Origin of the sequence: Sphingobium sp. ZW T5_29, from assembly GCF_044987515.1 — a bacterium.
GTDB lineage: Bacteria > Pseudomonadota > Alphaproteobacteria > Sphingomonadales > Sphingomonadaceae > Sphingobium.
Genome location: NZ_JBJDRM010000017.1, coordinates 45,498 through 63,839, shown reverse-complemented (window position 1 = coordinate 63,839; position 18,342 = coordinate 45,498). Strand labels below are relative to the sequence as shown.

General features: G+C 60.1%; 25 protein-coding genes. 8 read left to right on the top strand and 17 right to left on the bottom strand.

The features are described 5' to 3' along the window. Positions 1-128: 128 nt before the first annotated feature. Entirely contained in the window at positions 129-1,073 is a 945-nt protein-coding gene (locus tag ACI3KQ_RS14550; RefSeq protein WP_404958831.1) for an isopenicillin N synthase family dioxygenase, read from the bottom strand. Positions 1,074-1,137: 64 nt separating this feature from the next. Between ACI3KQ_RS14550 and ACI3KQ_RS14545 the strand changes: the two genes are divergently transcribed. Both ACI3KQ_RS14545 and ACI3KQ_RS14540 read left to right on the top strand, forming a co-directional pair. Beyond that, a complete protein-coding gene (locus tag ACI3KQ_RS14545; RefSeq protein WP_404958823.1) occupies positions 1,138-1,545 on the top strand; it encodes an EVE domain-containing protein in 408 nt (135 codons plus the stop codon). Between the two features lie 145 nt (positions 1,546-1,690). Beyond that, on the top strand, positions 1,691-1,969 hold the full coding sequence (locus ACI3KQ_RS14540) for a hypothetical protein (RefSeq protein WP_404958829.1): 279 nt from the start codon (positions 1,691-1,693) through the stop codon (positions 1,967-1,969). A gap of 44 nt (positions 1,970-2,013) precedes the next feature. On the opposite strand, the gene ACI3KQ_RS14535 is transcribed toward ACI3KQ_RS14540, so the two are convergent. Further along, on the bottom strand, positions 2,014-2,316 hold the full coding sequence (locus tag ACI3KQ_RS14535) for a glycine zipper 2TM domain-containing protein (RefSeq protein ID WP_404958821.1): 303 nt from the start codon (positions 2,314-2,316) through the stop codon (positions 2,014-2,016). A gap of 203 nt (positions 2,317-2,519) precedes the next feature. Between ACI3KQ_RS14535 and ACI3KQ_RS14530 the strand changes: the two genes are divergently transcribed. The 3 genes from ACI3KQ_RS14530 to ACI3KQ_RS14520 all read left to right on the top strand — a co-directional run bounded on the left by ACI3KQ_RS14530 (position 2,520) and on the right by ACI3KQ_RS14520 (position 4,914). Then, positions 2,520-3,149 carry a class I SAM-dependent methyltransferase gene (locus ACI3KQ_RS14530; protein ID WP_404958819.1) on the top strand — a complete coding sequence of 210 codons (630 nt, stop codon included), beginning with the start codon at positions 2,520-2,522 and terminating at the stop codon, positions 3,147-3,149. Positions 3,150-3,214: 65 nt separating this feature from the next. Further along, positions 3,215-4,147, top strand: coding sequence for an ABC transporter ATP-binding protein (locus tag ACI3KQ_RS14525; RefSeq protein ID WP_404958817.1), 933 nt, complete (start codon positions 3,215-3,217; stop codon positions 4,145-4,147). Continuing rightward, positions 4,144-4,914: an ABC transporter permease gene (locus ACI3KQ_RS14520; protein WP_404958815.1), complete on the top strand. Its 771-nt coding sequence runs from the start codon at positions 4,144-4,146 to the stop codon at positions 4,912-4,914. Before ACI3KQ_RS14525 ends, ACI3KQ_RS14520 begins: the two co-directional genes overlap by 4 nt. Before the next feature lie 33 nt (positions 4,915-4,947). On the opposite strand, the gene ACI3KQ_RS14515 is transcribed toward ACI3KQ_RS14520, so the two are convergent. The 4 genes from ACI3KQ_RS14515 to ACI3KQ_RS14500 all read right to left on the bottom strand — a co-directional run bounded on the left by ACI3KQ_RS14515 (position 4,948) and on the right by ACI3KQ_RS14500 (position 6,986). After that, entirely contained in the window at positions 4,948-5,268 is a 321-nt protein-coding gene (locus tag ACI3KQ_RS14515; protein WP_404958813.1) for a hypothetical protein, read from the bottom strand. 118 nt (positions 5,269-5,386) lie between these two features. Further along, the gene (locus tag ACI3KQ_RS14510) at positions 5,387-6,316 is read right to left on the bottom strand and encodes a DUF808 domain-containing protein (RefSeq protein ID WP_404958811.1); all 930 of its coding nucleotides are present in this window, start codon (positions 6,314-6,316) and stop codon (positions 5,387-5,389) included. A gap of 95 nt (positions 6,317-6,411) precedes the next feature. Then, complete coding sequence (locus ACI3KQ_RS14505) at positions 6,412-6,657, bottom strand: hypothetical protein (protein WP_404958809.1); 246 nt, start codon at positions 6,655-6,657, stop codon at positions 6,412-6,414. Beyond that, positions 6,654-6,986 (bottom strand): hypothetical protein, encoded by a 333-nt coding sequence (locus ACI3KQ_RS14500; protein ID WP_404958807.1) that lies wholly within the window; start codon positions 6,984-6,986, stop codon positions 6,654-6,656. Before ACI3KQ_RS14500 ends, ACI3KQ_RS14505 begins: the two co-directional genes overlap by 4 nt. A 225-nt stretch (positions 6,987-7,211) precedes the next feature. Here ACI3KQ_RS14500 and ACI3KQ_RS14495 point away from each other — a divergent pair, with 225 nt between their 5' ends. Further along, positions 7,212-7,514 carry a plasmid stabilization protein gene (locus ACI3KQ_RS14495; protein ID WP_404958805.1) on the top strand — a complete coding sequence of 101 codons (303 nt, stop codon included), beginning with the start codon at positions 7,212-7,214 and terminating at the stop codon, positions 7,512-7,514. A 16-nt stretch (positions 7,515-7,530) separates the two neighbouring features. Here ACI3KQ_RS14495 and ACI3KQ_RS14490 read toward each other — a convergent pair whose 3' ends face one another. From ACI3KQ_RS14490 to ACI3KQ_RS14440, 11 genes are all read right to left on the bottom strand, one after another. Further along, complete coding sequence (locus tag ACI3KQ_RS14490; protein WP_404958803.1) at positions 7,531-8,334, bottom strand: glutaminyl-peptide cyclotransferase; 804 nt, start codon at positions 8,332-8,334, stop codon at positions 7,531-7,533. Beyond that, positions 8,331-9,278, bottom strand: a complete 948-nt coding sequence (locus ACI3KQ_RS14485) for a hemolysin family protein (RefSeq protein WP_404958801.1) — start codon at positions 9,276-9,278, stop codon at positions 8,331-8,333. The genes ACI3KQ_RS14490 and ACI3KQ_RS14485 overlap by 4 nt, the downstream gene beginning before the upstream one ends. A gap of 65 nt (positions 9,279-9,343) precedes the next feature. Continuing rightward, a complete protein-coding gene (ybeY, locus tag ACI3KQ_RS14480) occupies positions 9,344-9,844 on the bottom strand; it encodes an rRNA maturation RNase YbeY (protein WP_404958799.1) in 501 nt (166 codons plus the stop codon). Between the two features lie 63 nt (positions 9,845-9,907). After that, on the bottom strand, positions 9,908-10,912 hold the full coding sequence (locus ACI3KQ_RS14475) for a PhoH family protein (RefSeq protein WP_404958797.1): 1,005 nt from the start codon (positions 10,910-10,912) through the stop codon (positions 9,908-9,910). Between the two features lie 122 nt (positions 10,913-11,034). Next, positions 11,035-12,384 (bottom strand): tRNA (N6-isopentenyl adenosine(37)-C2)-methylthiotransferase MiaB, encoded by a 1,350-nt coding sequence (gene miaB / locus ACI3KQ_RS14470; RefSeq protein WP_404958796.1) that lies wholly within the window; start codon positions 12,382-12,384, stop codon positions 11,035-11,037. Between the two features lie 9 nt (positions 12,385-12,393). Next, positions 12,394-13,152, bottom strand: a complete 759-nt coding sequence (locus ACI3KQ_RS14465; RefSeq protein ID WP_404958795.1) for a lysophospholipid acyltransferase family protein — start codon at positions 13,150-13,152, stop codon at positions 12,394-12,396. A gap of 5 nt (positions 13,153-13,157) precedes the next feature. Further along, complete coding sequence (locus tag ACI3KQ_RS14460; RefSeq protein WP_167303471.1) at positions 13,158-13,580, bottom strand: Fur family transcriptional regulator; 423 nt, start codon at positions 13,578-13,580, stop codon at positions 13,158-13,160. Positions 13,581-13,700: 120 nt separating this feature from the next. Then, complete coding sequence (locus tag ACI3KQ_RS14455) at positions 13,701-14,123, bottom strand: MucR family transcriptional regulator (RefSeq protein ID WP_404958794.1); 423 nt, start codon at positions 14,121-14,123, stop codon at positions 13,701-13,703. A 113-nt stretch (positions 14,124-14,236) separates the two neighbouring features. Next, positions 14,237-14,716 (bottom strand): ribosomal protein S18-alanine N-acetyltransferase, encoded by a 480-nt coding sequence (gene rimI / locus ACI3KQ_RS14450; RefSeq protein WP_404958792.1) that lies wholly within the window; start codon positions 14,714-14,716, stop codon positions 14,237-14,239. Further along, on the bottom strand, positions 14,713-15,339 hold the full coding sequence (gene tsaB / locus ACI3KQ_RS14445; RefSeq protein WP_404958790.1) for a tRNA (adenosine(37)-N6)-threonylcarbamoyltransferase complex dimerization subunit type 1 TsaB: 627 nt from the start codon (positions 15,337-15,339) through the stop codon (positions 14,713-14,715). The genes rimI and tsaB overlap by 4 nt, the downstream gene beginning before the upstream one ends. Before the next feature lie 89 nt (positions 15,340-15,428). Then, positions 15,429-16,001 (bottom strand): NifU family protein, encoded by a 573-nt coding sequence (locus tag ACI3KQ_RS14440; protein ID WP_404958788.1) that lies wholly within the window; start codon positions 15,999-16,001, stop codon positions 15,429-15,431. Between the two features lie 113 nt (positions 16,002-16,114). Here ACI3KQ_RS14440 and ACI3KQ_RS14435 point away from each other — a divergent pair, with 113 nt between their 5' ends. Further along, complete coding sequence (locus ACI3KQ_RS14435; protein ID WP_404958786.1) at positions 16,115-16,585, top strand: pyridoxamine 5'-phosphate oxidase family protein; 471 nt, start codon at positions 16,115-16,117, stop codon at positions 16,583-16,585. A gap of 293 nt (positions 16,586-16,878) precedes the next feature. Beyond that, positions 16,879-18,252, top strand: a complete 1,374-nt coding sequence (locus tag ACI3KQ_RS14430; protein ID WP_404958784.1) for a DEAD/DEAH box helicase — start codon at positions 16,879-16,881, stop codon at positions 18,250-18,252. Positions 18,253-18,342: the final 90 nt, after the last annotated feature.

Sequence of the window (18,342 nt, the reverse complement as noted above, 5' to 3'; positions counted from 1 at the left end):
TCTTGACTATGCTGTATCGCTCGACGGACTGCCTCAGTCGTGCGGGCGCTCCCGTGTAAAATCTGCCCCATAGCGCATCCTTCCATTCCTGGTTGAATAATGCACCATCAAAGGATGGGACTAAACATCTAGGCCTTGACCAGGCCAATGTCGCGCAACCGTTCCATCAGATAATCATGCGCCGTTATCGGCGGGTCCCGCGGCAGATGCGCCTCGTCGGTGCATTGCGGCAGCGGCTCGATCAGGAAATCGGGCCGCAGGTGCAGGAAAAACGGCATGGAATAGCGGGATACCCCCCGTCGTTCAGGTGCAGGATTGACGACCCGGTGGCTGGTCGATGGAAGGCGGTGGTTGGTCAGCCGTTGCAGCATGTCGCCCACATTGATCGCCAGCGCGCCCGGCGGCGGGACCACGGGCAGCCAGTTGCCATCGCGATCCTTCAGTTCCAGCCCGCCTTCCTCCGCACCCAGCAGCAGGGTGATCAGGTTGATATCCTCATGCGCGGCTGCCCTGACGCCGGGCGCGGCGGGGGACACGGGAGGATAATGCAGCAGCCGCAGGATCGAATTGCCCTTGCCCGTCGCCTGTTCGAACCAATGTTCATCCAGCCCCAGATAAAGCGCGATGGCCGACAATAATGCGGCCCCCGCCTGTTCGAATTCGGCATAAAGGCGCGTGAAGGCGGCGCGGAAATGCGTGATCTCTTCCGGCCAGACATTGGGCGGCATGGCGTTGGCAAGCGGGTCTCCCATGGGAAGGTCGCGTCCTATATGCCAGAATTCCTTGAGATCATTTTCGTTCGCGTCCTTGGCTATTTCCCTGCCAAAGGCCGTGTAGCCACGCTGTCCTCCATTGGCGGCGGCGTCATAACGCAGCTTCGCGTCCACTGGCAGATCGAAGAAGCGGCGGGACAATGCCCAGCACCGGTCGATAACCGCTTCGTTCATGCCATGATCCCTGACCATGGCGAAGCCAAAGCGCTGGAACGAACATCCCAGCGCCTGGGCGAAATCCGCCTTCGCCATGTCCGCCATCGACAGGATGGGAACTTGTGCCGGTTCCGGCTGGGACATTTCTTCACTCCGCTTGCTCGCAGTCATCCTTGATCGGCTCCGCAGGCTGATGCAAGGAGGCTGGATGAACTATTGGCTGATGAAATCGGAACCCGACGTTTTTTCCTATGATGACCTGGTGGAAAAGGGGCAGGCGGAATGGGACGGCGTGCGCAACCATGCTGCCCAGCTCAATATGAAGGCCATGCGCAAGGGTGACCTGTCCATCTTCTACCATAGCAATATCGGCGTTGAAGCCGTTGGAATCATGGAAATTGTAGAGGAAGCGGCGCCCGACAGTACCGACGACAGTGGCAAGTGGATCGCGGTCCATGTTGCACCGAAGGAAAAATTGACCAAGCCCGTGACATTGAAAACGATGAAGGCTGACCCGGCGCTTTCCGAAATGGTCATATTGCGCCAGTCGCGCCTGTCCGTATCGCCGCTTACCGAAGCAGAATTTCGGCACATATTGGCTCTGTCGAACGCCTGATCGTGCCGACGGGATGATTGCGTTTGACGCAATCGTCACGCCGTCACTTGCGATTGCTGCTGCATTGCAGCGACAATAGCCTGCGGGGCAGAACATAAGATCAGGGGTGTTTGATCGGCATTCTCAAGGAGCTAATCCCATGCGAATGCTGTCGAAATTCATTGTTTCTGGTGCCCTGGGCACTGTATTTTCGTTGGCAGCCCCGGCTTCTGCCGAAGAGGGAAAGCAGCGCTTCACCCACGAAGGCTACACCTACGTCTATAATGTGCGCGAGACGAAGGTGGGTCAGGTGATCACCGGGCGTCGCTATCCCGACGCGTCCGCCTTCAACCTGGCGGTTAAAAAGGGGAAAGTTTCCGGGACAACGGGTGGCGTTCATGTCGCCTTCAGCCTGGAATCGGCGCAAGGCGCTGCAAGCGAATAATATTTCGAAGAGGGCGGCTTTCCAGTAAGCCGCCCCATTCTGTATCAGCGGCAGCGGCGCTTGCTGTCAATTTCCTTGCCCAGCAGCGCGCCGCCCGCAGCACCCAGGATGGTGCCGGTGGCGCGATCCCCCTGCGTGTCGATCGTGCGACCAAGCAGCGCGCCGCCCACGCCGCCGATGATCAGGCCGGTCGTGCCGTCTGATTTGCGGCAATAGGTTCGCCCATCCCGACCGCGCCACTCCTTGTAGCGGTGATGCTTGCGCGCCTGCGCGCCATCGGCGGGCACCGCCATGGAAACGGGAATCGCCATCGAAGCGGCGACAAGGGCAAGAACGGCTTTACGCATAATAATCCTCCGAGAAAATGCTCGCTGATGTGAACCCCCTGATATTGATGGAGGTTGCATGAACCTGCGGCAACGACTTGAATCCATGGGACACCCTATCCGGTCCCGCTCACCCTTCATCGCGAAATGCTAAAGTCAATCGACGCCGCGCCTTCCCCTCGCTAAGGGAGTCTCCATGATAAGAGGACGGTCGCCTTTCGCTCATGCAACATAAGCCTAAGCGCAGCCGGGCCATCGCTCTGCCCAACAGCGAATTTCGCGCGCGTGCCACCGAATATCTGGACTTTCTGGCAGCCTGGGTGAAAAAGCCCCGGCAGACGGCGTCTGTCGTGCCCAGCAGCCGTTTTCTGGCCCGATTGATGGTCGCCCATATCGACCCCGACGATGGCCGGGTCATGGAATTGGGTGGGGGGACGGGTGTGTTTACCCGCGCCATCCTGAAGACCGGATTGCCGCCGGAAAAGCTGGAGGTGGTGGAAATCAATCCAGCCTTCGCCCGCGGCCTGCGGCGGCACTTTCCCGCTGTGTCCGTGCTGGAAACGCCCGCGCAGATCGTATCGACGGTCGCCGCGGGCGAGGCGGGACATTATCAGACCATCGTCAGCGGCCTTCCCCTGCTGGCCATGGACCGCCACATGCACCGCGATATCCTGTCCGAAGCGTTCCGTATGCTGCGGCCGGGCGGGGGATTCATCCAGTTCACCTATTCACCCCGCCCGCCCGTCAGCCGGGACGTGCTGGACATGCTGGGCCTGGAGGTCGCGCGCGTCGGACAGACGGTGCGGAATTTTCCGCCAGCTACGGTTTTTCGTTTTTTCCGCACGACGGACTAGCCTTTCGGTTGTGTCACGGCTTTGGGTCCCTATCTTCGCCAGCAAGAAAAGGGGCTTATCCACGCATGGCGTCCATCATCACGGTATCGGGTCTGACGAAAAATTATGCGTCAGGCTTTCAGGCGCTCAAGGGCGTCAATCTGGAGATCGAAGAAGGAGAGATCTTCGCATTGCTGGGGCCAAATGGCGCGGGCAAGACGACGATGATTTCCATCATCTGCGGCAATATCCGGGCCAGCGACGGATCGGTCACGGTAGCCGGGCACGATATTGTCAAAAATTATCGCGCATCGCGGTCTGCGATTGGCCTCGTTCCGCAGGAACTGCATACCGACTCGTTCGAACGCGTGATCGACACGGTTCGCTTTTCCCGTGGTCTGTTCGGTAAACCGCGCGACGACGCCCATGTGGAAAAGGTGTTGCGCGACCTGTCGCTGTGGGACAAGCGGAACAACAAGATGCTGGAACTGTCCGGCGGCATGAAGCGGCGCGTCATGATCGCCAAGGCACTGAGTCATGAACCCAGGATATTGTTTTTGGACGAGCCCACGGCAGGCGTCGATGTAGAGCTTCGCCGCGACATGTGGAAACTGATCGGCGAGTTGCGGGCGACAGGGGTCACCATCATCCTGACCACCCACTATATTGAGGAGGCCGAGGAAATGGCCGATCGGGTCGGCGTGATCGACAAGGGCGAACTGATCCTGGTCGAGGAAAAGGCCACCCTCATGAAAAAGCTGGGCCGCAAGACGCTGACGGTCGCGCTGGGTGAACCGCTGCGCGCTTTGCCGCCCGAACTGGCTGAATGGAACCTGTTACTGAACGGGGACGGTTTCGAAATTGAATATGTGTTCGATACGCAGGCCGGGCGGACGGGTGTGTCGTCGCTGCTGCGGCGGCTGGGCGATCTGGGCATCGGTTACAAGGATCTGAACACGCAGCAGAGCAGCCTGGAGGATATTTTCGTCAGCCTGGTCCATCAGGAGAAGGCGGCATGACTCATTTCAACCATCGTGCCATCTGGGCGATCTATCGGTTCGAATTGCACCGGTTCAGCCGCACGCTGCTGACCGGCTTGCTGGTTCCGGTCATCACCACGTCCCTGTATTTCGTGGTGTTCGGCGGAGCGATCGGGTCGCGCATGACGCAGATTGACGGAATTCCTTATGCGGCCTTCATCGTGCCCGGCCTCATCATGATGTCGATGTTCACTGAAAGCATCTTCAACGCCAGCTTTGGCATCTACATGCCCAAATTCAGCGGCACGATTTACGAACTTCTGTCCGCGCCCGTTTCCGCCATCGAAACGGTGATCGCCTATGTGGGGGCAGCAGCTACGAAGTCACTGGCCGTTGGCGTCATCATCCTGATCACGGCGCATCTGTTCGTCGATATCCAGATCGAAAGCCCGATCGCGATGGCTGGCTTCATGATCCTGATCGCCATCAGTTTCAGCCTGTTTGGCTTCATATTGGGGGTCTGGGCGCAGAGTTTTGAACAGTTGCAGGTCATTCCCATGCTGTTGATCATGCCCATGACCTTCCTGGGCGGTGCTTTCTACTCCATCCACATGCTGGCAGAGCCGTGGCGCACGATCACGCTGTTCAATCCGATCGTCTACCTGATTTCGGGCTTTCGCTGGACCTTCTTTGGCCGCGGTGACGTGGGCATCGAATTCAGCCTGCTGTTCATCAGCGCGATGCTGATCGTGTGTCTGGCCGTGATCGGCTGGATATTCAAAACCGGATACCGACTGAAGAAATAAGGGGCAGGGGCGTTGTCCCCTCCATCCCCGACTTCAGGCGATGGCGCTTTCGGGCGCGATCGCAAACAGCGTGACGCCCTTATATTTGGCGTCCGTTTCATCATAAAGGCCGTGCATCGCTTCGAACGTTTCGTCCAGGATGCTGACATCATTGAGGCCAACCAGTTTAAACGTGCCCAGCTTCAACTCACGCGGTGGCCGTCCTTCGCGCTCGATCGTTACGGCGTCGATGAACATTTCATCATGACGCGTATAAAGGATGTGCGGGGCGAGCTTGACGACCAACTTATTGTAGGTCGCCATCAGGCATTTCTGGAGCGCAATCGCTTCGAAAATAGTCGTCGGGGCGGTCATGAAGCCATGTAATTACTGATTCGCACCGACTGATCAATTGCTTTGTGCGCCGCAGCATGTGCACCGAATGATTTTCAGGACGAGTGGGACGGGGGACGGGCTGTGGCCTGCCTGGGCTTCAATGTTTCTTGAACAGATGGAGCAAGGCGACGATGATGCCGCCGATGATCAGGCCGACGATGCCTGATCCAATGGCGTTCACCAGCCAGTCGACCGCCGGGCCGACGGCGGGCAGCGCGTGGGCCGCGCCTTCCGCGACAGCGTGGATGGCGCCGGGGATCAGGTCCAGGTGAAATTCATGCAGCCCGTGCACGATCAGGCCGCCGCCGACCCATAGCATCGCCGCCGTGCCTACGACCGACAATATCTTCATGAGTACCGGCATCGCATGGACCAGCCCGCGCCCTACAGCGCGCGCCATGGCGGACGACCGTTCGGCCAGATGCAGGCCGATGTCGTCCATCTTCACGATCAGGCCGACGACGCCATATACTCCGCCGGTTATCAGGATGGCGACGACCAGCAGGATAACCGCCTGTTCCCACAGCGGCTCCGTGGCGACGGTGCCAAGCGCAATCGCCATGATTTCGCCCGACAGGATGAAGTCGGTGCGGATCGCGCCCGAAACCTTCTGCTGTTCCAGTTCCACCGAACTGTGGGTGACCAGCGCTTCTTGCGCGACATCATGCCCGCCCTGCATCGCTTCCAACAGCTTTTCGGCGGCTTCGAAACACAGAAACGCGCCCCCCGCCATCAGGAGGGGCGGTAACAGCCATGGCGCAAATGCGCTGAGCAACAGAGCAGCGGGTAGGAGGAAAAGCAGCTTGTTGCGCAACGAACCCCGCGCGATCTGCCAGATGATCGGCAGTTCGCGGTCGGGCGTCAGGCCCATGACGTAGCGCGGCGTCACCGCCGCATCGTCGATGACAACCCCGGCGGCCTTCGACCCTGCCTTGCCCGCTGCGGCAGCAACATCGTCCATCGATGTGGCCGCCAGCTTGGCTATTCCCGCCACGTCGTCGAGCAGCGCGATCAGACCCGAAGCCATTAATGATTTTCCCTGTTAAAAACGGACAAACGCCCGCTACGCCGCGCCCTCATAGGGAAGCAGTGGTTAGGGGGCAATAAGAGGGCGCGATCGCGTCAGGCTACGCCGCGATAATTGCCTGGCGGATCGCTGGCAGGAAAGGATTCATCCGCTTGTTCATCGACCATGTCCCAATCGCTGACGGCGACATGCTGTTCTTCGGGTCCCGCATCCCGCACGATTCCCGAAGAACCAACCGGGGCGCGGTCATCCACTTCCCTGGGCACCTTGCGCGTCTGCCAGCTTTTCCATGCAACAGTGCCAAGTCCAGTAATAAATGCCAGCCTTAACAACCCCTTCATGATGATTTCTCCTGCGGGTTATGAATATGGACCCAGTCGGCATGGTTGCCGGTCACGCCATCGGGCGGCAGGTCGAATTCGCCTTCCTCATCGGTTCCGGGGCGGGCTGCGTCGCCTTCGCCCGCACCCGCGATTTGCCAGCGTTGGCGTAGCGCGGCATCGATCATTGCGCGCCACACAGTCTCGTCGCCTGCGTCGCGCATGGCCGCGTCGGGGTCCTTCAATATGGCCAGCATGCTCGCCGCATCCGCTACCCGTTCAGGCCAATCGTCCGAGGCATCGGTGGCGAGATGGCGCGCGAGCCGTTCGATGAGAGAGCGCTGTTTCATGATCGTCGGAACGCCCGCCCGTTTACATCCGTTCCGTGCCCGTTCGTAACGGCGGCGTAGTGGATTGAACGGGAAAGACTGCTGATAGTTTGATGGGCTTGGAGCATCGTGCGCAAAAGTGGGAACCGGTTTTGCGCTTAAAGCGATGCGATAAAAAAACTGGAGCGCGCGACCTGCGTCCGATGAAACGCAGCGCGCTGGGAACATGTCGATGGGAGAATCACCATGCCTCAAGGCGACAAGAGCAGCTATACCGACAAACAAAAGCGCAAGGCCGAACATATCGAGGAAGGCTATGAAAAGCGCGGCGTTTCTAAGGGGGAAGCGGAACGGCGCGCTTGGGCCACGGTGAACAAGGAAAGTGGCGGCGGCAATAAATCCGGTTCAGGACGCGGCAAGCCCGATAGCCATGCGTCATCTCGCAAAGGAGGGCGAAAGGGCGGTGCCTCCTCTGCCGGACGATCGGCAGCGGACCGGTCAGCCGCAGCGAAAAAAGGATGGGAAACGCGAAGAAAAAAAGCAAACTGACGGGTAGACGGAAGGATCAGCGCTTCACCCTGATCTCGAACAGTTTTGCCCAATTTTTGCCAGTTACGAAAATCCGATCCCCCTTGGCATCATAGGCGATGCCGTTGGCGACGGATTCGCCATCGATCGCTCCGCTGGCCATTAGCAGGGGCGCAATATCGATCCAGTCGATGACGTCGCCGGTCTGCGGATCGATGCGCGCGATCTGGCTGTCATACCAGATGTTGGCCCAAATTTCCCCCTTCACATATTCCAGTTCGTTCAACCGCTCGACTGGTTTGCCCTTGAAAGAAACGGTGACGCGACGTCGCTCGTAAAGCGTGTCTGGGTCCAGGAAACGAAGTTGAGCGGTCCCATCGCTCATGATGATGCTGTGCCCGTCCTGCGTCAGACCCCAGCCTTCGCCTTCGTAGCGGAACTGTGATATGGGCGAAAAGTCTCTGATATTCCATATGAAACCAGTCCGGTGCCGCCAGGTGACGCTGACCAGCCGATCCTTCCAGTTGACGATGCCTTCGCCGAAATAGGGCCGGGGTATGATGCGACGATCCAGCACCCTGCCATTTTTCAGCGCGACCTTGCGGATATCCGATCGCCCCTCCAGCCCAGTGCTTTCATACAGGGCGCCGTCGTGGAAAAAGAGGCCCTCGGTAAAAGCGCCCGAATCATGCGGGTAGCTTCTCACCAGCTCCCATTCTGTTTCCGCCTGAAGCGGCAGTGACAGGGCAAAAGCCAGCGCCGTCGCCGCTATCCGGCCCAGCCTGTTCCAAAAGCGATTGGGCAACAGTCGCGCCCGACTAGCCTGCCACGCCGAGGTCATTCTTCCTCGCCGCTCTCCATTTCCCTGGGCGGATGCAGGCGCAGCCGCGTGACCCTGCGCCCGTCGCTGCTGACGACTTCCAACCGCCATCCGCTCTGCTGATGTTCCAATATCTCTCCGGCCTCCGGCACGCGTCCGGCTATGACGAAGGCGAGGCCGCCCAGCGTGTCGACATCTTCCTCAATATCGGCAAGCCGACTGTCGATCTCCTTGGCCACATCGTCCAGTTCCGCACGGGCATCGGCATCCCACAGCCCGTTTTCCAGCGGCACGAGCAGCGCTTCGGGAGCGTCGTCATGCTCATCCTCGACATCGCCGACGATTTCCTCGACCAGATCTTCGAAGGTCAGCAGGCCTTCCGTGCCGGAATATTCGTCCAGCACGATGGCGAGATGCGTGCGTTTTGCGCGCATTTCCGCCAGCAGGTCCAGCGCACCCATGCTTTCAGGAACATAGAGCGGTTGCCGGATCAGCGGCGCGATGCTGTCGGGGACGGGCGTCTTTCCGGCCAATATGGCGAACGCGTCGCGAATGTGGACCATGCCGACGATGGTATCCAGCGTGTCGCGATACACAGGGATGCGGCTGTGCCCGGCTTCGGCGAACAGCGCGGCAAGGTCGGAAAAGCTCGCCTTTTCCTCGATCGCGACGATGTCGGCACGGGGGACCGCCACATCATCGACGGTATGTTCGGAAAAATGCAGGAGGTTGCGGACCATCTGGCGCTCGATAGCGGACAGGTCGCCCTTTGCGGGGGCAGACGATTTCTCGTCTTCTCCATCCTCATCATATTCGTCGAGCGCTTCTTCCAGCTCGCGGCGAAGGCTATGACCTTCGTCTTCACCGAAAAGGAGCGATTTCAGGCCGCTCCATAAGCCACCTTCCTGGCTGCTACTGTCCGATTCCTTGGAACCGTTGCCGTCCTTGGGGCTGCTCTCAGCCATCTGACTTCCTATTCCCCTGTCCAATGCACATGTAACTGGCTGCTAAAGCGATCAGCGTCAAAAATCTAGCGGTCCCCATAAGGATCGCTGACGCCAAGGCTGAGTAGCGACTGGGTTTCCAGCGCCTCCATGGCTTCGGCTTCCGCATCTTCCATATGATCATAGCCCAGCAAATGGAAAGTGCCATGGATGATAAGGTGCATGGCATGGTCGGCGATGGATACGCCCTTTTCCGCAGCTTCGCGGGCGCATACGCCTTCGGCCAGGACGATGTCGCCCAGCAGCACTTCGCCGTCATCGGTGTTGCCGGTGCCTTCCAGCAGGTCCGATTGCACCAATGGAAAGGACAGGACATTGGTCGGCCGGTCCTTGTCGCGATAATCTCGGTTAAGCTGGTGGACCTCTTCGTCGCTGGTCAGCTTTACCGCGACTTCATATAGCGCTTGGTCGGTCGCGAAAGAGGCGTAGGGGCTGTGAACGATGGCCGATACAACGGCGCGCTGGGCCAGCATTTCCCAATCCTCATCCGGCCAGCCTTGGTCGTGAAGCACGGCGACTTCGATCATATCGACAGGGTTCCATATATGGTGATCGCCATGCGGGCGGGGGAAGTATGTCGCTTTCCGGCTTTACGCATCCGGTCCCTCATAGGCTTGAACGATACGCCCGACGACCGGATGCCGCACGACATCGCCAATGCCGAAGGGTACAATGGATATCCCGTCCACGCCCTCCAGCCGTGCCACCGCATCGGCAAGTCCCGATATCCCCGGCTGCGGCAAATCCACCTGCCGTGGATCGCCGCATATGACCATGCGGCTGCCTTCGCCAAAGCGGGTGAGAAACATCTTCATCTGGGCGATCGTCGTATTCTGCGCCTCGTCCAGCACGATGAAGGCGTTGGCCAGCGTGCGGCCGCGCATGAAGGCGAGGGGCGCGATTTCAATCTCACCCGATGCGATGCGCCGTTCGACCTGTTCGGCGGGCAGGGTGTCGTACAGCGCGTCGTAGATCGGGCGCAGATAGGGATCGACCTTTTCTTTCATGTCGCCCGGAAGAAAGCCCAGCCGCTCCCCGGCTTCCACCGCAGGGCGCGACAGGATCAGGCGGTCGACGCTGCCGGTGATCAGCTGGCTGACCGCCTGCGCCACGGCAAGATAGGTTTTGCCCGTGCCTGCCGGGCCAAGGGCAAAGATGATGTCGTTCCGGGACAGCGCCTCCATATAGGTGACCTGGGTCGAAGAGCGCGGGACGATCGTCTTCTTGCGCGTCCTGATCATCACCTTCGGCGGTTCGGCCACATCGTGGCGGATGATGCCGTCCAGCATCGGTTCGGCTGACATGGCGATGACCGCCTCCACCGCGCCGCTATCGATTTCCTGGCCCGCCACGATACGGTTGTAAAGGCCGGTCAGGACATCGCGCGCGCGCGCGGCGGCTTCGGCATCGCCTTCGATCTGCAGCTTGTTGCCGCGCGCCGCGATATAGACGCCCAGCCGGTTTTCGATGGCCACCAGATTCTGATCATATTGCCCGAAAAGCGCACCCAGAAGATGGGGCTTTTCAAACATCACCTCCAGGCGGGCGCGTTCAGCGGTGTCGATGCGATGGTTCTGATTAGGTTTTTTGGACATGGGTCAGCCTCTTCCTACTTCGGTCGCAGCCGCAAGAGCGGCTATCCATCTCTCTCCCTTCGAGCCTGGCGGACAGGGTCGGAGATGGGTTCCCGCTATGCCGGGAACGACTGTGAGTAGGTTCAAGCGGCCTTCCTCCTGCTGGGTTGACCGGCCAGACTGTTCGGGCCGGCGCTGATGATATCCACTTCGACCATGTCGCCGATGAAAAGTTCCGGCGCGGTGACGTGCACCGACTGAAGCCAGGGCGTTTTTCCGATCAACTGCCCCGGATGACGGCCCTTGCGTTCCAGCAGAATTTCGGTGCGGCGTCCAACGGTGGTCGCGTTGAATTCCGCCTGATGCCGGTTGATCGCTGCCTGCAGCCGCGCCAGCCGATCGTCCATCACCTCGGCAGGGACCTGTCTGTCCATTCCCGCCGCTGGGGTGCCGGGGCGGGGGCTGTATTTGAACGAATAGCATTGGGCATAGCGGACCTGTTCGACGATTTTGATCGTATCTTCGAACTGGGCATCGGTTTCACCAGGAAAGCCCACGATGAAATCCCCCGACAATGCAATGTCCGGGCGGACCGCGCGAACGCGATCGATGATCCGCAGATAGCTCTCGACGCTATGGCTGCGGTTCATTGCCTTGAGGATGCGATCATTGCCCGATTGCACCGGCAGGTGGAGGAACGGCATCAGCTTGTCCACTTCGCCATGCGCGGCGATCAGGCCGTCGCTCATGTCGTTGGGATGGCTGGTGGTGTAACGGATGCGCTTGAGGTCGTTCACCTTGGCCAGTTCGCGGACCAGGCCGTCCATGCCCTGGGCGCGGCCCTTGTCATCCTGCCCGGTCCAGGCGTTCACATTCTGCCCCAGCAGGGTGATTTCCCGCACTCCGCCATCGACCAGCGCTTTCGCTTCATCCAGGATGGCGGACCAACTGCGGCTGATTTCCGCGCCCCGCGTGTAAGGAACGACGCAATAGGTGCAGAATTTGTCGCACCCTTCCATGATGGTCAGAAATGCCGTGGGGCGAGCCTGCTTCGTGCGCGCGGGCAGCGCGCCGAACTTGGAAGCAAGCGGCATGTCGGTGTCCACCGCTTCCTCGCCACGACCCGCTTTTTCGATCAATTCGGGCAGGTTATGATAGGCCTGCGGGCCGACCACGATGTCCACAGTTCTGGCGCGTCGGCTGATTTCGCTGCCCTCCGCCTGGGCGACGCAGCCAGCCACCGCGATCATCGGGCGGGTGCCATCCTCCCGCGTCAGACGACCAATGTCCGAATAGACCTTGTCCACCGCCTTTTCGCGAATGTGGCAGGTGTTCAGGATGACTAGATCCGCCTGCACGCCTTCGTCGGCGGCCGTCATGCCGCGCTCGCCCAGCATCTCGGCCATGCGCTCGCCATCATAGACGTTCATCTGGCAGCCGAAGGATTTGACGTGGAAGGTGGCCGGAGTCTTGGGAGCGTCGTTACGATTCATGCGGTCCAGCTATACAGGGCGCGTCGCACAAGTGAAAGGCGGCAGGTGACACGCGATGCTGGAAGCTATTCTTTCGCTCACCACCGCCGCCAATTGCTTGCGGTCGGGATATTGGGTGGGGTCCAAAGGCTCCAGAAAACGCAGCGTGACGTCCAGCCGACCCTTGCGCTCCAATATCCGTTGCGCGTTCGCGCCCGCCGGTTCTTCACTGTGCCATGCGACGGCGTCGGTGGCGTCGCCATAATCGATATGGACGGGCTGGATCATGACGGCGCGAGGCGGCGGCATCAGGACCGCGAGCAGTGAAGGCTTGAAAGGCAGCAGCGCGCGGCCATCGCTGGTCGTGCCTTCGGGGAACAGCGCCACCGGCTGGTGACCGGCCAGGGCTGCGCGCAGGCCATCGATCTGGCCTGCGATAGCGCCGCGCCGGTTGCGCGCCACGAACAGGGTGTTGTTCTGTGCCGCCAGCCAGCCGATCACGGGCCACGCGGCGATTCCGTCATGCGCGACGAAGGCAGCGCCCGTCGCACCGCCCAGCGCCAATATATCGACCCAGCTTACATGATTGGCGATAATGAAATTGTCGCCGTGAAACGCATGCCCCTCGACACGGACCCGCGTGCCTATTGACCGCGCCGCCATCGCCAGGAAACGTGGCGGCCAGGGAGATCGCCTGCCAAAGGCGCGCCAGACCAGATGCGGGACAAGGCAGAGGATCAGGCTGCCCGCCAGCGCCCCAATTCGCAGCAGACGGCGCAGCCTGGGCAAGCCGATCAGTTCTTTCGGTCGAGCGAAACGCCGTAAAGCTCCATGCGGTGATCGACCAGGCGAAAGCCCAGCCTTTCCGCGATCAGCTTTTGCAGCTGCTCCAGTTCGGGATCGACAAATTCGATGACATTGCCGGTTTCGACATCGATCAAATGGTCATGATGCGATTCCGGCGCGGCTTCGTAGCGCGCCCGGCCATCGCCGAAATCATGGCGTTCCAGAATTCCTGCTTCCTCGAACAGGCGCACAGTGCGGTACACCGTGGCGATCGATATGCCCGGATCTATGGTGGACGATCGTTTGTGCAGTTCCTCCACATCCGGGTGGTCGGACGCGTCACTCAAAACCTGAGCGATGACGCGGCGCTGTTCGGTGATACGCAGGCCCTTTTCATGGCAAAGCGCTTCCACGTCGATCTTGCGGTTCATGAAGATTGGCTCATTTCGTTAATTCTATAATCGGGGAAGGCTAGCCGCTTTTCCCACAGCATGAAAGGGGCGCATGGTCGATGCGCCCCTTCATCAGAATGGATCAGGGCTGTAGCGCGCTTATTTCGCGCGGGTACGGCGCCGTTTGGTGCCAAGCCCGATTTTTTTCGCCAGTGTGCGCCGCTGTTCGGCGTAATTCGGCGCCACCATCGGATAGTCCGCTGGCAGGCCCCATTTCGCCCGGTAATCGTCCGGCGTCATCTGGTAGTGGGTCATCAGATGCCGCTTGAGCATCTTCAGCTTCTTCCCATCTTCCAGGCAGACGATGTAATCCGGCTTGATCGATGAACGGACGGAGACCGCAGGCTCCTGCTTTACTTCCGGCGCGACGCTGGGCGTCGCCAGGCCTGAAAGAGCGGCGTGTACATTTTGAATGAGGGTAGCGACATCAGAGACCGCAACGCTGTTATTGGAGACATGTGCCGCCACAATGTCGGACGTCAAAGTAATGAGCAGTTCGCTCTGCGCCGATTCGGTTTCCATTTTCTTTATCCTGCGAAGTCTGATTTGATTTGCGACCCGCCCAACGAAATCATTTCAGGAGCGGTATCGTTGGGTTATACCTTGGTCATTCCTTTAGCAAGGAATGATGCAGGCTATTCTAATATTTCTATACGTAAGCTAAGCGCATCGTGAAGTTGCCCATCCTGGCCGCGGTAATAACCCGGCCGACGATGTACATATTCAAAGCCCACATTTTCATATAATTTTATCGCATTATTCGATGAACGCACTTCCAGGTTCATCGACTTGATCCCGCGTCGTCGTGCTGTCGCCAGGCTGTCGGCCAGCAGCGCGCCTCCCACGCCGCGCCCGCGCCAAAGGGGGTGAACGGCCAGCAGCAGCAATTCGCATTCGTCCAGCACCGACCGGACCAGGGCAAAACCCAGCACCGCCGCATCGACTCGCGCTATGGTCAGCCATGTTCCCGGCATCACCATGACGCCCGCCAGCTGGGACAATGTCCATGCTTCGCCATAAGCCGGGTCGAACGCCTGCGACATCACGTCCATGGCGTCGGCCATGGCATTGCGCTCCGCATCCTCATGGATGTCCAGGGTCAGGCCGGGGATCATGAAGGCGCAGGGGCTGCCATCGGCCGGGCATCGGCATCACGGCAGTAAATGGGGGAAGGCGTCAGCGCGGGAAGGTTCGCGATCAAAGGATAATCGACCGAGTCAGGATAAAGGTTGATCGCCAGGCCATGGCCACGGGCCGTCACCAATGCCTCGGCCCCCGTGCCATAGATGATCGGCTGGTCCATCTGGGCCGCCAGGGTGGCAATGGGCGTCGAAGCGGGAGCGGTGAGGGCGGTCAGGCCATCTCGTTCAAAACATTGCCAGAATAATTCGCCATGTCCACCGGTTATGGTGACGGCGATGGGTCCGCCATCATGGTTCAGTGCCGCCTTGGCCGCAATCAGGGACAATGCTCCATAGCCGCGCAGGGGCAACGACCAGGCCAGTGCCAGCGCGCGCGCTGCCGCTATGCCGATCCGAACGCCAGTAAAGCTGCCGGGACCCACATCCACGGCGACTGCATCGGCGCGCCCGCCATCGGGCAGGGCGGCAAGGGCCGGGATCAACGCTTCGGCATGGCCCCGTCCCACAATTTCGTGGAAACGACCCACTGGCTGGCCATTTTCGAGCAGCGCCACGGACAGTGCCTGTGTAGCGGTGTCGATGACCAGAGTGCGCAAGAAAGTCCCCTGTGAGAAGCCGGATGGATTGGATCGGTTCAGCGGTTAGTCCATCCGCCTCTATTTGCCAATGAGCGTCCCGCAGGACGTCAAACGGCGCGCACTTCGGTTACTTCCGGGACATAATGTTTCAGCAATTGTTCAATGCCGTTTTTCAGCGTGGCGGTGGAGGATGGGCAGCCCGAACAGGCTCCCTGCATCCGCAAAAACACCGTGCCACGATCAAATCCGCGATAGACGATGTCGCCCCCGTCATTGGCGACCGCTGGGCGCACGCGCGTATCGATCAATTCCCTGATCTGGGCGACAATCTCAGCATCGGCGGGATCGTCGGAAAATTCCTCTTCCGCAGGCACGACGATCGCGTCGGCCGATCCGGGCGCAAACAGGGGCATATTGGCGGAAAAATGCTCAAGCAGGATCGACAGGACGTCAGGCTTCACGTCGCTCCACTGCGCGCCGGGCGCGATGGTCACCGAAAGGAAGTCGCCGCCAAAGAAAACGCCCGTAACATCGCCCAGCCCGAACAGCGCCGACGCGAGGGGCGACGCTTCCGCTTCCTCTGGCGTGATGAAGTCCCGCGTTCCCATGCCCATGACGACACGGCCGGGAATGAATTTGATGGTCGCCGGATTAGGCGTGAGTTCTGTCTCGATCAGCATGGCCGCTATGTGGCGACAAGACTGCCTCAGATCAAGCTTTTGGGTTAGATGAAAGGGAACTTCGCGGCCCGTTCGTCGATTAAATCCATTGTTCAGCTACAGGAGAAAGAAAGATGAGCAACGAGGTCGACATCCGTCATCGTTTTTGGACGGAACTCGCGCAAAGCCCCTTTCTGATGGTCGGCCTTCAAGGTTCGCACGAACATAGCCTGCCGATGACCGCGCAACTGGATCCCGGCGCAAACCATTGTTTCTGGTTCTACACGACAAAGGACAACCGGCTGGCGGCGGGTGGGTCTGCAATGGCGCAATTTTCCGGCAAGGGTCATCATCTGTTCGCGTGCATCGATGGAACATTGACGACGGAAACCGATCCTGCCGTCATCGACCGTTATTGGACGCATGACGTCGCCAGCTGGTATCCGGGCGGTCGCGAAGATCCCAACTTGCTTATGTTGCGCTTTGACCTTGGTCATGCTGAAGTCTGGATTGCCGATATGTCGCTGGGCGGCATGTTCAAACAGATGTTCGGCGGCGATGTTCGTGCCGAGATGCGCGACAAGCATGTGGAAATTCCGCTGTAGTACAGCACGTCACGCGTTACGAAGGATGATGAGCGGTTCCGGCAAGATGCGGGGACCGCTTGCTATTTATATGGATCAGGGGCATATGGCCCACAGCGCAGCGGGGACGTCACCGTCCGACAGCGATTGGCAGCGTGATCGTTCCGACCCGCAGGGGTGACGGAACCGGCCAATGAAAGTCTGCGCCAAGCTTGAGGCTTCCCTTTTCACGCGGGTCGTTTCGTAACCCGCCTTGCGCGCTGGTTGCATGTGCAGCCGCGTCGACGCATCGCTCGACTTGTGAGTTTTACCCTATGCAATTTACCGACCTTGGCCTCGCCGAGCCGATCCTCCGGGCGCTCGCCGCCAAGAAATATGGTTCGCCCACGCCCATTCAGGCGCAGGCCATTCCCGTTCTGCTGGAAGGCAAGGACCTGTGCGGCATCGCCCAGACCGGCACCGGCAAGACCGCGGCCTTCGCGCTGCCCAGCCTGGACCATTTCGCGCGCAATCCCAAGCCGACGCCGCTTCAGGGCTGCCGTATGCTGGTGTTGTCGCCGACCCGTGAGCTGGCTGCCCAGATCGCGCAGAGCTTTCGCGACTATGGCCGCTTCCTCAAATTGTCGGTCGAAGTCGTTTTCGGCGGCGTCCCCATCAACCGTCAGATCCGGGCGCTTGGCCGGGGCGTCGATGTCGTCGTCGCGACCCCAGGGCGCCTCCTCGACCTGATCGACCAGCGCGCCTTCACCTTGAAGGACACGGAAATCTTCGTCCTGGATGAAGCCGACCAGATGATGGACATGGGCTTTATCCATCCGCTCAAGCGGATCGCAAAGCTGCTGCCCAAGGAACGGCAGAACCTGTTCTTTTCGGCAACCATGCCCGGAGAGATCGAGGCGCTCGCCGCCCAGTTCCTGCACAATCCGGTAAAGGTGAGCGTTGCGCCGCAATCCACGACCGCTGAAAGGGTCCGCCAGCAGGCGACCTTCGTCAATCAGATGGAAAAGCAGGCGCTGCTGACCCTCACCGTCAAGGATGAGGATATCGACCGGGCGTTGATCTTCACCCGTACCAAGCATGGCGCGGACCGGGTCGTGCGCTTTCTGGAAGGCGCGGGTATCCCCGCCGTCGCCATCCATGGCAACAAAAGCCAGGCCCAGCGCACCACCGCGCTCCAGGCATTCCGTCACGGCAATGTGAAGCTGCTGGTCGCCACCGACATTGCGGCGCGCGGCATCGACGTGTCGGGCGTCAGCCATGTCATCAACTTCGAACTGCCCAACGTGCCCGAACAATATGTCCACCGCATCGGCCGCACCGCGCGTGCAGGGGCTGACGGCGTCGCGATCAGCTTCGTGGCGGAGGATGAACGTCCCTACCTCAAGGCGATCGAACGGACGACGCGCGTAAAGCTGGACATCGTCCCGCTGCCTGAGAATTTCGTCGAGGCCGTGCGCAACCTTCCCAAGGCCGCACCACCCAAGAAGGTGCGGGAGCAGACGTCTGAGCAGAAGGCACGGCGCGCCGATGGTCAGCGCCGCTACCAGGATCAGCAGCAGCGGCAGCCGCGCGGGACAGCCGAACGGGCACATCGCCCCGATGGTGAAACCGTGGTTAAAAAGCCTTCGCGTCGTCGTCGCAGCGGCGTTGGCGCGCATAAGGGTGCGGTGCAGCGCACCGTTCGCTGATCGGTCACGGGACGGCGAAGCGCCGCGCTGGCAAGCTGTAGTTCAGTTTCGTCAGTAGCTATTCAGGAAATTGGCTTTAGGCTGCAACGC